The sequence below is a fragment of the Devosia chinhatensis genome (genome assembly GCF_000969445.1).
Lineage (GTDB): Bacteria > Pseudomonadota > Alphaproteobacteria > Rhizobiales > Devosiaceae > Devosia > Devosia chinhatensis.
This window is the reverse complement of the sequence record NZ_JZEY01000054.1, coordinates 2,126,855-2,139,066: the sequence shown is the minus strand read 5'-3', so window position 1 is coordinate 2,139,066 and position 12,212 is coordinate 2,126,855. Positions and strand designations below refer to the sequence as shown.

The window sequence follows — 12,212 nt, the reverse complement described above, 5'->3', positions numbered from 1 at the left end:
GTCCAATGAAGGGTTTTTATTAAGGGGATCGGGCGGGGTTATCCGGCGGTCTCTCATTCCCCCAATGGCGCCGGAGACAATAGCGAAAAAGGCAAGCCATCGTAAGAGCTGCGCTGCAGCGAGTTAATCTTCATAGTCTTCCGGTACGTCACCGATAGCCACACCTAGGCCCTGAGATATTTGCTGATTTAGGTGTATATTGATCCTTGCAGCTGCCGCTTGCTGGGCGGAGTTGATTGTGAAGCCAGTACCGCTAGCCGTGTTGTCTATGAAGTACTTGCCCCAATTATTCAAATCCCCATCCCAGTACGCGCTATTTCGTGCCTGTGCTGCCAAAGGTTGAAAATCTCCCCCTATGGCATCAGATCTAAAGAAAACCCAACTGTTTGCTACTGGAAGGTCAACGCGTGAGTAGCCCGGCCCTCCGGAGTCGTTGCCATGCGGTCTTGAACTGGCCCAATCACCATAAATCAATCTGGCTGTGTTATGGGTTCCTCGCAGCGCATTATAAAATGGTCTTTCTTGAAGGTTTTCTGTGCCAAATTGGCCATAAGGCATAAACTGATCAGGAAAACTGCTAGCACTTACAACTATTTTTGCGTCGTTATGAAGGTTATTAAGTGCAGTAATCCATCCGCTAGCCCAAAGTTGCGATGACAGCACATCTCTAGACCATCCAGCGTCAAGAACAATTATATAGTTGCTATGTTCAATTGACCCGAAAGCAGCCAGAACGGCAGCTCTGTCGCAGGGGAAGCGTTGCTCAATCCTTAGCGCAAACGGTTTGTTGTTCTGGTCCGCCCAGGCGATTTGGGCCCCTATCACGTCAGCCTGGCTGCCAAAAATTTGAATGCAGGGAATGGCAAATTCGGATTCATCTGCAAAATTTCGCCAGTTTAGGAAGTTGTCGGTTGAGGACCTAAGGGCTTGGAATTCGCTCCACGCTGGTCTTTCGCTAGCGCGCAAGTAGTACCTGTCGATGTCGATAAAAAAGCGCCGATTTGGAAGGGCTCTCTCCACTCTCCTCAGGCTGTTTACTAAGTGGTTCGAGTTTGCCCAAGGCTTGATAGGGATTAGTGGAATGATGCTGTCTTTTTCAGCATTGGATAGCTGCTCCAATGCCTGCATTTCGGCAGTCCGGAGAAAGACGGTAGGAACGTACTTTAGATCGTTGATGCTAACTTGCACTACTGAAGCCCCAGGCGAATTCTCATGGCAGGCGAAGATACCTCCAGTTGCTCGGCAATTAAATCCGAAACTTCTTTTGATCGTAGTCCGCCGTGGGTGTTTAGTAGTGCTTCCACCGTCGGTCTCGGCATGAGTAGCGCTGCGGCGACTTTGTTAGCTTCTACCTCCTGCTGGTTGGAAAGTGTCGATCGGTAAAGAACATTATCTGATACCCCGTCTCCAATAAGACTGCGATGCAGCAAATAGTGTCCAATCTCATGAGCAATCGTAAATCGCTGCCTTTCCTTCTTTTCATGCCTATTGACATTTATCCGAAAGCCCGCGGGGGCTGTCGGAGATGGACGAATTTCGCCCGAAATGTCAGGAGGAAGAAGAATAAGCTTCACTTCGAGCCCTAGTTCGCGAGCTAGCGCACCCACCGGAACGGGTACTTTGTCCAAGTGCTTTTCAATTATTGCTTTGTCGCCGGCGGAAACATTGTTGAACAAGTGCATGTACCGCGTCCTAATTGTTAGTGGTCGATTCAAAGCTTCCGATGCCGCGATACATTTCCTTTTCCATCAGTTTCTGTATTTCGTCTTTGAGCGTACGATGAAACGGGCTGCTCGTATCGGCGATTGCAGCTTTTACAAGCATCTGTAGTTTTCCATCCGCGTCGTCGATGTCTTTTGATAGAACTTCGGACGCAGTCCTCATCGCTTTTCCTTCAATACTGTTCCAGCCAATTACTGCGGCAGTCGCCAAGCCTATACTTGCTACTGCAATAATAACGCCAAATGCCGTCAGTATTATCGTTATTAGATCTGGATATGAAATCTGCCACTGATTGCCGGACAGCAGTTTAATATCCAGCGATTCCGTTTGAATGACATGCGCTAGATATCCTATTGTCATCGATAGAATTGCTATGGATGTCCAAGCGAGAATTTTCTGCATGTCGATAGCCCCGTATGCTGACTTCTATATAGTATATTGCCTGCTGCATCATGCAATAAGCTTACCGCTTCATCGGGCCTGCGCGACGAAAGTCATCGGCGGCTGACCCTGCCTACCACCTGTCGCTCAATTCACCTCGCATAGCTCCGCATAGATGCCGCGCAGCATCCCGGCCTTCGCCAGGGTGGCAATCGGTATATGTTGATGGCGCGAAACCCGAGGGTGACGTGCGCTGGGCGGGGAAACGCGGGACTAGGTGCCCTCCCCGGCCATTCTCGCATAGCGCTCATGGCCTCGTGCATTCAAATCTGTCCACTGGAGAGATCTGCCCGACGCTAGGCGTCGGTCATGCCCCGAGCCTTCCAGCGTATCCGCCACTCGAGCATAGCTCTCGTGGCCTTCTCGCCTCAAAACGCTCCACAGGAGCGTTTTGCCGCCGTTGGCGGATGTCTCGAAGTCCATCACCCGCAGCCGCTTGACCTCGTCGGGACGAAGTTCGCGCTCAGAACGTGGGGTCGGCTTCGAGTATGTCCAATTCCATCTCGCGGAGACGGCGAACTTCGTCCCTGAGCCTTGCCGCCTTTTCGAACTCAAGGTTCGTCGCCGCCTCGCGCATTTCGCGTTCCAGGTCCTTCATGACGGTGGCGAGATTGTCGCCCGTAACGGTCTTTTCCTTGCCGTCCTTGCCCTTGCCGATGGAGATCGTGACGTGGTCGCGTTCGGCGGTGGAGTCGATGATGTCGTTGATGCGGGCTTTCACCGATTGGGGGGTGATGCCGTTGGCTTTGTTATAGGCGATCTGTTTTTCGCGGCGGCGGTTGGTTTCGGCCAGGGCGCGTTCCATCGAGCCGGTTTCCTTGTCGGCATAAAGGATCACCTTGCCGTCGACGTTGCGCGCGGCGCGGCCGATGGTCTGGATGAGGGAGGTTTCGGAGCGGAGGAACCCCTCCTTGTCGGCGTCGAGAATGGCGACGAGGCCGCATTCGGGAATGTCGAGGCCTTCGCGGAGGAGGTTGATGCCCACCAGGACATCGAATGCTCCCAGACGAAGATCGCGAATAATCTCGATGCGCTCGATCGTGTCGACGTCCGAGTGCATGTAGCGCACGCGAATGCCCTGTTCGTGCATGTATTCCGTGAGGTCCTCGGCCATTTTCTTGGTGAGGACGGTGACGAGGGTCCGGTAGCCGGCCTTGATGGTCTGGCGGATCTCGTCGATGACGTCATCGACCTGATGGGTGGCCGGGCGGATCTCGACCGGGGGATCGATGAGGCCGGTGGGGCGGATGACCTGTTCGGCGAAGACGCCGCCGGTCTGTTCCATTTCCCAGGAGCCGGGCGTGGCCGAGACATAGACCGATTGCGGGCGCATGGCGTTCCACTCCTCGAAGCGGAGGGGGCGATTGTCCATGCAGCTCGGGAGGCGGAAGCCGTATTCGGCCAGGGTCGCCTTGCGGCGGAGGTCGCCGCGATACATGGCGCCGAGCTGGCCGATGGTGACGTGGCTTTCGTCGACGAAGACCAGCGCATTGTCGGGCAGGTATTCGAACAGGGTCGGGGGCGGTTCTCCCGGTTTACGACCACTGAAGTAGCGCGAATAATTCTCGATGCCGGCGCAGGAGCCGGTGGCTTCCATCATTTCGAGATCGAAGAGGCTGCGCTGTTCGAGCCGCTGGGCTTCGAGGAAGCGGCCGGCGCCGTTGAGTTCCTGCAGGCGCGCGGCGAGATCGGCGCGGATCTGCTTGATCGCCTGGTTCATCGTGGTGCGCGGCGTCACGTGGTGGGAATTGGCGTAGACGCGGATGAAGGTCAGGTCGGCGCTTTTCTTGCCGGTCAGCGGATCGAATTCGGTGATCGCCTCGACCTCGTTGCCGAAGAGGGAAACGCGCCAGGCTGCGGCTTCATAGTGGGCCGGGAAGATTTCGACGGTGTCGCCGCGCACGCGAAAAGTGCCGCGCACGAAGCCGGTATCGCCGCGCTTATATTGCAGGGCCACGAGCTTGGCGAGCAGCTGGCGCTGGTCGATCTTTTCGCCCTTCTGCACGTCGATGGTCATGGCGGTATAGTCTTCCACCGAGCCGATACCGTAGATGCAGGAAACCGAGGCGACGATGATGACGTCGTCGCGCTCGAGAATCGCGCGCGTGGCCGAGTGGCGCATGCGGTCGATCTGCTCGTTGATGGTGGATTCCTTCTCGATATAGGTATCGGTGCGCGGGACGTAGGCCTCGGGCTGGTAATAGTCGTAGTAGGAGACGAAATACTCGACCGCGTTGTCCGGGAAGAAGCCTTTGAACTCGGAATAGAGCTGGGCGGCCAGGGTCTTGTTGGGCGCGAGGATCAGCGCGGGGCGCTGGGTCTTGGCGATGACCTGGGCGGCGGTGAAGGTCTTGCCCGAGCCGGTGACGCCGAGCAGGACCTGATCGGTTTCGCCGTTCTCGACGCCTTCCACCAGTTCGGCAATGGCGGTGGGCTGATCGCCGGCGGGCACATAATCGGTGGCGAGGCGGAAGGGTTTGCTGGCGCCGCGCTTGGTGGGGCGCTCTGGGCGATGCGGCACCCAGGGGGCGGAGCCTTCCACTTCCTTGCGGCCATGCAGGATGATCTGTTCAAGCGCCTTGACCGTGGCGGTCACGCCGACGGTGGTGGCATTGGAGACGTCCTCGGACTTGCGCGCCTTGTTCTTCTTCACCGAGGCGTCGAGCGCCTCACGGACTTTCGCGATGGCTTCGGGATCGGTGGCGGCGGCGCGGGACAGGGCCTTGGCCGAGGGCATGTGGCCGAAACCAGCCTGCGGGGCCTCGCCCAAGCCATCGAAATCGACGCGGTCGACCGAGTTGATCTTGGTCTTGCCGGTCTTCTTCGACATGCCGGTGGCCGTGTCGTTGTTGGACTTGGTGGTGCGGCGCTTTTCGAGCGCGGTCTTGGGCGCGGCGGCTTCTTTCTCCGCAGCGTCGGCGCGGTCGAGGGCGCGCTTGTTCTTCATGCGCTCGGCATAGAGCGGCTTGGAGGCGGCGATGTCCTCGGCCTTTTCGATCTCGGCGAAGAATTCGTCGATGGAGAACTCGGCCTTGCCGGGGCGTGTGGATTTGGGGGCCATGGCGCGCTCGTGGGTCAGAACAGGAGAGGACAGCAGAACCCTTAGATGGGTGCTCCGTCACACAATGTCAGCAGGGAAATGATCACCATTTCTAGCATGGGGGTAAAGCGGAGGGAACGGGGTCAGGTTCCATACGGGGCCGGCACCCAGATGGCGCTTCGTGCATCGCCATGGGCGATGGCGCGGCCTTCGAGGGCGCAGATACCCACCCAGGCGCAGATGATCGCATCGAGGCTATCCTCGAAAGCCTTGAGGTGGCGGAGGGGCGCATCCGGCGCCGGCAGCGGGGCGAGCGCCGCAGTGCCGGGCAGGACAATATCGAGTGCGGCAAGGATGGTCGTCCATTGCGCAAAGAGGTTGGCGAGGCGCTCCGGCCCGGTGAGCGCAGGCCAGTACTTGCCGCGATTGTGCACCTTATAGGGCAGGCGGCGGGCAGCGCCGGTCAGCTCGATCAGCGCGGGATGGGGATAGACTTCGAGCGTGCCCGGCCCGGTGATCGGGTTGGTGCAGAGAAGGGGATAGCCGAGGCTGGTAAGGGCGGCCAGCATGTCGACGGCCAGTGGGCCGGGGCGCAAGGCACTGGGGCTGTGGGTTGAGGCGCCGCGCGCGCCATAGGCGGAGGCGATGGCATTGTCGCTGCGGCGCCGGGTGGTGATGAGGCCATCCATGAGCGGCATGTCGAGCGCGACGAGGTCGGGGCGCGCGCCGGCCAGGTGGGTGGCGTCATCAAGAAGACGGGGGGCGTCGAACGCGGTTTGCTCCTTTGCGCCGCGCAAGGCGTAAAAGGCCGCGAAGGAGGGGGCGACGGCAACGAGGTGCCAGGCGCCGTCTCTCTGGGCGGCCAAGGCGACGCCGCTGGGATTATGCACGGTCCAGGCCGCGTCGATGCCGAGAACGGCGCGCATGGCAGGGCTCAGCGGCCGGGTTTGGTGGCGAACCAGATGAGGTGGCGGGCGCCCTTGCCATTGCTGCGTTCGCGCACCCGGACTTCCTCGATGGCCATGCCGGATTGCCCGAGGCGCCGGGTAAAGGCGGCGTCGGGATAGGCAGACCAGACCGCGAGATGGCCGCCGGGTGTCAACGCGGCCTTGGTATTGCCAAGACCGGTGGCGCTGTAGAGCCGGTCGTTCTCGGGCCGGAACAGCCCATCTGGTCCATTGTCGACATCGAGCAGGATGGCATCAAACGGCTTGCCGGCGCCAATGGCGGTACGCACGTCGCCCTCGTGGATGGTGACGCGGGGATCATCGAGGCTGGCGCCATGGATGGGCGACAGCGGTCCGCGGGCCCAGGCGATGACGGCCGGGACGAGTTCGGCGACGGTGATCCGGCTGTCCGGGCCGAAAGCGGAGAGCGCCGCGCGCAGGGTGAAGCCCATGCCCAGTCCGCCGATCAGGATGCGTGCTCCGGGACGCTTGCCGACGCGCGCGGCAGAGAGCATGGCAAGCTGTTCCTCGGACCCGCTCATGCGGCTATTCATCAATCCGATCGTGCCGGACATGATGGAAAATTCGGTGCCGCGCTGCATCAGCGTCAGGGGGCCTCCTCCAGGCATGGTGGTTTCGTCGAGCTTTTGCCAGGGGATCATGGGAGCCGATCATGAAGCGGTTGCATCAGGGGCTTTCTAGCCCACCCGGGATGCAAGGCAAAGCCGCAAGACGCGATCAGATGTCGTCGGCCTCGACAAGACGGGCGAGCGTGGTGCGCCCCAATGCACTCATGACCGGATTGGTCTGCGCATAATACCAGACCAGCCCCATGGCCTGCTCAAAGGCCCAGGCGGCGCCGCGCCGCCATTCGAGCTCGCTCACGCCCAGAGCATTGCGGAAGAGCGCACGCCGATCGCTGTTGAGCAGATGCCAGGACGCGACGAGATCGAGGGCGGGATCGGCCGGTCCGAAGGCGCCCGCGTCCAGAACGCCGACCAGACGCCCGCCCGCCACCAGCAGGTTTGCCGGAATGAGATCCCTGTGGCTCATGACAGCGTAACCCAGGCCCGGCAGGACGCGCATCTTGACCCACATGGCCCGCAGGCGGGCCACATCGAGCAGTCTTCCGCTTTTCGAAAAGCACTGGTCCATCCACGCATCATGATCGGGCAGGTTTCCGCCACGGCCCTTTCCGTCAAACTCAAGGCCGTTCAAATCGAGGGCACGCAAAGCGCGGATCAGATGCACAAGATCCAGCGCAAAATCCGCATTGGCACTTTGTCCGTTCGGGGTCGCGACCAAACCTTCGATCCAGGTTTGGACGGTCCAGGGCAGGGGAAAGCCAGGACCTGGCCGGCCGATGCCAATAGGGATGGGGCTGGGAAAGGGGCAATGGGCATGAAATGCGGCGATTGCCCTTGCTTCTGCCTCTAGCAGTCGCCGGCAGTCTCGCGCATCCATCCCGCGCAGGGGCAGGCGCGCGGCATGGGTGGCGCCGATGCGGAAGATCGCATTGGTGGTTGCCGGCGTGGTCAGGGGGGCGATTTCGGCGTCGCGGAATTGCGGAAATTGCCGGCGGATCAGTGCGGCGACGCGCCCGGCGTCTATGCCGATCTGGTCTTCATGCATGGGCCGGCCGTTATTGGCGCAGGGCCAGGATTAGCTTTTCTATTCGTCTGGCGCGCGTTTCGGCAGTCCTGGCCTCTTCTATCGAAAGCACATGGGCCTTGCGCTTCGACGGGGCCAGGGCGTCGAAGCTCTGGCGCGTTTCGGGAAGGGCGTCGAGCGCTGCGGCGAGATCGGGCGGCACCTCGACCTGGCGCGGCTCGTCGTCGATTTCCAGTGTGACCTCTATCGGATCGCCACCCTTCAAGCCGCTCAGCTTTCGGTGTTCGGAACTGAAGGGAATGAGCGCCTTGCCGCCCATGCTGCCGATCGTGGACCGGAACTGATAGCCGTTGACGCTCACCTTGACGGCAGCCCTGCGACTGCCGAGTGCTTCGAGCATATCGGGCGGAACTTCAATACCCGTATTGTTTCCCGTTTGAAGCAGCGTACCTGAAAACTTCATGGAAAAGCGCTCCATTCCTGATGTCGGGAATAATGAGAGCTTCCATCCGGGACTGTCAATCGAGGCTGTCGGGCGGCACGCAGGAGGCTTCTCGCGCAGCCCGGGGGACAAGGAAAAACCCTCCCCTTTGAGGGGGAGGGCTGGGTCTTAGCTCGCGTTGCTCACACGGATGATGTCGGACGTGCTGGCATCTGGATTTTCGGTGACGGCGTAGATCGCGCCATCGGGGCCGACGCGGACGTCACGGACGCGGGCCTCGAGCGGGATGCGTTCCTCGAAAGCGACGCGGTCATTTTCGAGGTGGACCACGACGATGCCGGTGGTGACCAGGCCGCCGATCAGGAAGGTATTGTCCCAGCCGGAGAATTCATCGCCTTCATAGAAGGCCATGCCGGATGGGGCGATCACCGGGTCCCAGTAATAGACGGGCTGCGCGGTTTCGGCATCGGCAGTGATGCCTTCGCCAATGGCTTCGCCGCTATATTCGATGCCGTAGGCGACATCGGGCCAGCCGTAGTTGAGCCCGGCCTCGGGCAGGTTGAGTTCATCGCCGCCGCGCGCACCATGCTCGACGATCCAGAGGCGGCCTTCACCATCCAGGGCTGCCGACTGGGTGTTGCGGTGGCCGAGGCTCCAGATCTCCGGCAGGGCCCCTTCGGTTTCAGCGAAGGGATTGCCGTCGACGGCATTGCCTTCATAATCGATGTGGAAGACCTTGCCGTAGCCGGAGGCCAATTCCTGAGCCTGGGTGCGAACCGGATCGTCCGAGCGTTCGCCGACCGTGAGGTAGAGCGTGCCATCGCCCACCGGAACGATGCGCGAGCCGAAGTGCTTGTCGCCGTCATAGGTCGGCTCCTGGCGGAAAATGACCTGGACGTCCTCGAGGGCGCCGCCGCCGGCTTCGTCAGGCACGAGGATGGCCGAAGCCAGGGTCGTGCCGTTGCCGCCTTCGCGCGGTTCGGCATAGGAGAAGAAGATGCGGCCGCTTTCTTCGTAATCAGAAGCCAGGGCCACGTCGAGCAGGCCACCCTGGCCACGGGCATCGACTTCCGGCAGGCCGGAAATTTCCGGGCCGGCTTGCCCGTTTTCATCGACAATGTGGAGCGCACCCTGCTTGGCGGTTACCAGCATGCGACCATCGGGCAGAAATTCCATGGCCCAGAGCTGGGGCAGGCCTTCGGCCACGGTCTCGGTGGTCACCTCGACGGGCTCGGCCGGCTGGGGCGCGCGCACCTGATCGGGAGAGGCGGGCTGCTGGTCCGGAGCATTGGGCGGAGCGGTTTCGACGGGTTCGCCAGCGGGGGCTTCATCGCCTTCAGCGGGCGCCACGCCTTCGACCTGTTCTTCAGGCGAGGTATTATCCTGGGCAATGGCAGCGGGGCTGAGCAGGGCAAAAGAGAGGGCCGTGCCGGCGAGGAGGTGTGCAATCTTCATCACTGGGGTCCAGACTTAAAAGGTTGAAGGAACACGCAAATTTTCAAAATCTGCATTCAGGGTTCCCCTCACTAAGTGCTGGTGGCGCGAAACGTTGCAGAACGATGCGATCACGAAAGGGCGAAGTGGTCCGTTCGTTGCGCGCGGGCGGATGTCGAAAACGCGGTATCATGCTCGTCGTGACGGCATGAGAAGCGGCCAGCGGCCGCGGCGCTGGAGGGCGGAATGAAAATTGCAGGTTGGGTGCTGAGCGGGCTGGTCGCCCTTTTCATGCTGGGGGCGTCGGTGGCGCCGAAGCTGTTGCAGCTGGACGTGGCGCTGGAGCCGATCGCGGTGGTGGGGTGGCCGGCAAAATATCTGGTGCTGATCGGGCTGATCGAACTGGCCTGCGTGGTGCTGTTCCTCATCCCGCGCACGGCGCTTCTGGGAGCGGTGCTGTTCACGGGGCTATTGGGTGGCGCGTTGGCGGCCAACCTGCGGGTGGACAATCCGCTGTTCAGCCAAACGCTGTTCAGCCTTTACCTGGGGCTCGCGACCTGGCTGGCGCTCTGGCTCCGCGAACCGAAGCTCCGCGCCGTGTTCCCGCTGATGCGGTAAGCGGGCTCAGTAGACGCGGATTGACGACACATTGCGGAATAGGAACTCGGTCAGCACCGGCTGGCTCTGGTAGACGCGTTCGCAATAGGAGCGGAAATCGCGTTCGCGGCAGACGGCGGCGCTGGTGTCGACTTCAACGGCAATCGAGCGGATGGCGTTGTCCCAGCCCCAGAGCGCGAGATCGGGAAAGACCTGGCCAGTGCCGGCGCAGAAGGAGCGGCCGGTATAGTGGGTGCCTTCGTAAAAGCACAGGCGGCCACCTTGCAGATCGGGACGCATCATGCCGGCGGCGCTGAGGGCCGAATAGGGGTTCTTGCGGAAATCGACGGCGTTGCGATCGGCCCAGCCGTGGCCGCCCGGACCATCGACGAGGCACCAGAACTGGACGCAGCGCAGGACCTTGATGTCGACATGGGCGGCAATGATGCCGACGCTGTCATAATGACCGCCGGGACCGGCGCGCAGGCCCAGCTCGGTGCGGCTCCAGGCATGGCTGCCCGAGGGACTGAGGGCGAAGCTGGGCGTAGCGGCGAAGAGCGCAAAAACAAAGCACAGGAAGGCGGCAAGCAGACGCGACATCGGATCATTCCCCCGGGCTGGGCGTGCTCGGCAGAGAACGCCGCTTCAAACGCAAAGCGCCGCCCTTTCGTGGGGGCGGCGCGGAAGCTGATGTGGCTATCGGATCACCGGATGCGGACCGAAGCGATGTACTTGTCGAAATCGCCCAGATTGCCGGCGCTGGTGGTATAGGTGCGGCAATTGCGGTAGGCGACCTCGGAGCAAACCTCGACGCGTACGCGGGAAGGGTTGTCAATCGAGGAGATGCGGTCGACCCAATCGCCCAGATCGCGAACGCTGTCGCCCTGTTCGAGGCAGAAGCTCTGGCCGCGATAATTGACGCGGTCATAGAAGCAGACCTCGGCAGTGGGCTGCACGATCGGCGGGCGCGGGCCCGGACGCGGGGGCTGCGGCTGGGGCTGATTGCCGACGCCGATGCTGATATTGGGGCCGTTCGGACCACCGATGGTGAAGCCGAAGGACAAGCCCGGATTGGCAGGGTTCACCGGCGAACCGCCAGCGGACAGGAAGTTGGCCGATACCCAACCGCCGAAGCCGCGACCCTGGACGTAGCACCAGGAGCCCTGGCAGCGCTGCACGTCGACCTGGTCGCCGCGGCGCAGCGTATTGGTCACGGCATAGCCGGTGCCAGGACCGGAGCGGACATTGACGTTGGACGTCGCCGTGCCGGGCGCGGCCTGAGCAGCCGGCAGGAAAACCACCGCGGCAGCAGCCGCAACGGCGATACCGGTGACGATATTGAGGACTTTCTTACGGGTCTGACGGTGCATAGCATGCTCCCTGTGGCTCTGGCTTACCGGCCCCGGAATTCCGGAACGACGCTTGCGGCTGCCATGCCGATGATTGTGATGCGTGAAACGGAGAATCGTCGAAAAGGGTTCCCTTGGGAGGTGACCCGCTCGCGAGAGCCTGGTTTCAAGCCGACACCGGGTGGTGCCTTGAGAGGGAGAAAAGCACCCGGCAGCTGAACGCAGTCTGAATGTTCCGTTAAGCGGCGGGAATGGGACGTTTCTGGCCGTTCTCGTCCAGCGACACATAGACGAAGCGCGCCTCGGTGACCTTCTGGCGGTCGTCGAGACGATTGCGGCGAACCCAGGCTTCGAGGCCGATGGTGATGGAGGTCGTGCCGACGCGCTCGACATTGGTATAGACGCAGAGCACGTCGCCGACTTTGACCGGCGCGATGAAGGTCATGGCCTCGACCGCCACGGTCACCACGCGGCCCTTGACCTTTTCGACGGCGGCAATGGCGCCGGCAATGTCCATCTGGCTCATCACCCAGCCACCGAAGATATCACCGGCCGGATTGGTATCGGCCGGCATGGCAAGGGTGCGGATGGTGAGCGCGCCGGTGGGCTCGGAGGCAGTGCTAAGCATC

The 12,212-nt window shown here is 61.4% G+C and carries 13 protein-coding genes; 1 reads left to right on the top strand and 12 read right to left on the bottom strand.

Translation table 11 applies throughout. The features are described 5' to 3' along the window. Positions 1-123: 123 nt before the first annotated feature. From VE26_RS17455 to VE26_RS10315, 9 genes are all read right to left on the bottom strand, one after another. Positions 124-1,188, bottom strand: a complete 1,065-nt coding sequence (locus VE26_RS17455) for a beta family protein (protein WP_084620248.1) — start codon at positions 1,186-1,188, stop codon at positions 124-126. Next, positions 1,188-1,682 carry an ImmA/IrrE family metallo-endopeptidase gene (locus VE26_RS17450; RefSeq protein ID WP_084620245.1) on the bottom strand — a complete coding sequence of 165 codons (495 nt, stop codon included), beginning with the start codon at positions 1,680-1,682 and terminating at the stop codon, positions 1,188-1,190. The genes VE26_RS17455 and VE26_RS17450 overlap by 1 nt, the downstream gene beginning before the upstream one ends. A 10-nt stretch (positions 1,683-1,692) precedes the next feature. After that, positions 1,693-2,124 (bottom strand): hypothetical protein, encoded by a 432-nt coding sequence (locus tag VE26_RS10345; RefSeq protein ID WP_046104847.1) that lies wholly within the window; start codon positions 2,122-2,124, stop codon positions 1,693-1,695. 502 nt (positions 2,125-2,626) lie between these two features. Continuing rightward, on the bottom strand, positions 2,627-5,110 hold the full coding sequence (gene uvrB, locus VE26_RS10340) for an excinuclease ABC subunit UvrB (protein WP_425283854.1): 2,484 nt from the start codon (positions 5,108-5,110) through the stop codon (positions 2,627-2,629). Between the two features lie 236 nt (positions 5,111-5,346). Then, on the bottom strand, positions 5,347-6,129 hold the full coding sequence (locus tag VE26_RS10335; protein ID WP_046104845.1) for a DUF429 domain-containing protein: 783 nt from the start codon (positions 6,127-6,129) through the stop codon (positions 5,347-5,349). Between the two features lie 8 nt (positions 6,130-6,137). Further along, positions 6,138-6,812 carry a spermidine synthase gene (locus VE26_RS10330; RefSeq protein WP_046104844.1) on the bottom strand — a complete coding sequence of 225 codons (675 nt, stop codon included), beginning with the start codon at positions 6,810-6,812 and terminating at the stop codon, positions 6,138-6,140. Positions 6,813-6,888: 76 nt separating this feature from the next. After that, the gene (locus tag VE26_RS10325) at positions 6,889-7,782 is read right to left on the bottom strand and encodes a phosphotransferase (RefSeq protein WP_046104843.1); all 894 of its coding nucleotides are present in this window, start codon (positions 7,780-7,782) and stop codon (positions 6,889-6,891) included. Positions 7,783-7,792: 10 nt separating this feature from the next. Next, on the bottom strand, positions 7,793-8,224 hold the full coding sequence (locus VE26_RS10320) for a YdeI/OmpD-associated family protein (protein WP_046105243.1): 432 nt from the start codon (positions 8,222-8,224) through the stop codon (positions 7,793-7,795). 147 nt (positions 8,225-8,371) lie between these two features. Then, positions 8,372-9,661 (bottom strand): PQQ-dependent sugar dehydrogenase, encoded by a 1,290-nt coding sequence (locus tag VE26_RS10315; protein ID WP_425283845.1) that lies wholly within the window; start codon positions 9,659-9,661, stop codon positions 8,372-8,374. A 222-nt stretch (positions 9,662-9,883) separates the two neighbouring features. Between VE26_RS10315 and VE26_RS10310 the strand changes: the two genes are divergently transcribed. Then, complete coding sequence (locus VE26_RS10310) at positions 9,884-10,255, top strand: DoxX family protein (protein WP_046104842.1); 372 nt, start codon at positions 9,884-9,886, stop codon at positions 10,253-10,255. Between the two features lie 6 nt (positions 10,256-10,261). On the opposite strand, the gene VE26_RS10305 is transcribed toward VE26_RS10310, so the two are convergent. From VE26_RS10305 to VE26_RS10295, 3 genes are all read right to left on the bottom strand, one after another. Continuing rightward, complete coding sequence (locus tag VE26_RS10305) at positions 10,262-10,834, bottom strand: peptidase inhibitor family I36 protein (RefSeq protein WP_046104841.1); 573 nt, start codon at positions 10,832-10,834, stop codon at positions 10,262-10,264. A 104-nt stretch (positions 10,835-10,938) separates the two neighbouring features. Next, entirely contained in the window at positions 10,939-11,604 is a 666-nt protein-coding gene (locus VE26_RS17145; protein WP_052715803.1) for an SH3 domain-containing protein, read from the bottom strand. A gap of 217 nt (positions 11,605-11,821) precedes the next feature. Continuing rightward, positions 11,822-12,211, bottom strand: coding sequence for an acyl-CoA thioesterase (locus VE26_RS10295; RefSeq protein ID WP_046104840.1), 390 nt, complete (start codon positions 12,209-12,211; stop codon positions 11,822-11,824). Position 12,212 lies beyond the last annotated feature (1 nt).

Bases quoted from the DNA above. Each gene is read 5' to 3' on its own strand.
- VE26_RS10320 (WP_046105243.1), bottom strand. From the start codon at position 8,224: ATGAAGTTTTCAGGTACGCTGCTTCAAACGGGAAACAATACGGGTATT.
- VE26_RS10295 (WP_046104840.1), bottom strand. From the start codon at position 12,211: ATGCTTAGCACTGCCTCCGAGCCCACCGGCGCGCTCACCATCCGCACC.
- VE26_RS17145 (WP_052715803.1), bottom strand. From the start codon at position 11,604: ATGCACCGTCAGACCCGTAAGAAAGTCCTCAATATCGTCACCGGTATC.
- VE26_RS10335 (WP_046104845.1), bottom strand. From the start codon at position 6,129: ATGCGCGCCGTTCTCGGCATCGACGCGGCCTGGACCGTGCATAATCCC.
- VE26_RS10325 (WP_046104843.1), bottom strand. From the start codon at position 7,782: ATGCATGAAGACCAGATCGGCATAGACGCCGGGCGCGTCGCCGCACTG.
- VE26_RS10305 (WP_046104841.1), bottom strand. From the start codon at position 10,834: ATGTCGCGTCTGCTTGCCGCCTTCCTGTGCTTTGTTTTTGCGCTCTTC.
- VE26_RS17450 (WP_084620245.1), bottom strand. From the start codon at position 1,682: ATGCACTTGTTCAACAATGTTTCCGCCGGCGACAAAGCAATAATTGAA.
- uvrB (WP_425283854.1), bottom strand. From the start codon at position 5,110: ATGAAGAACAAGCGCGCCCTCGACCGCGCCGACGCTGCGGAGAAAGAA.
- VE26_RS10330 (WP_046104844.1), bottom strand. From the start codon at position 6,812: ATGATCCCCTGGCAAAAGCTCGACGAAACCACCATGCCTGGAGGAGGC.
- VE26_RS10345 (WP_046104847.1), bottom strand. From the start codon at position 2,124: ATGCAGAAAATTCTCGCTTGGACATCCATAGCAATTCTATCGATGACA.
- VE26_RS10310 (WP_046104842.1), top strand. From the start codon at position 9,884: ATGAAAATTGCAGGTTGGGTGCTGAGCGGGCTGGTCGCCCTTTTCATG.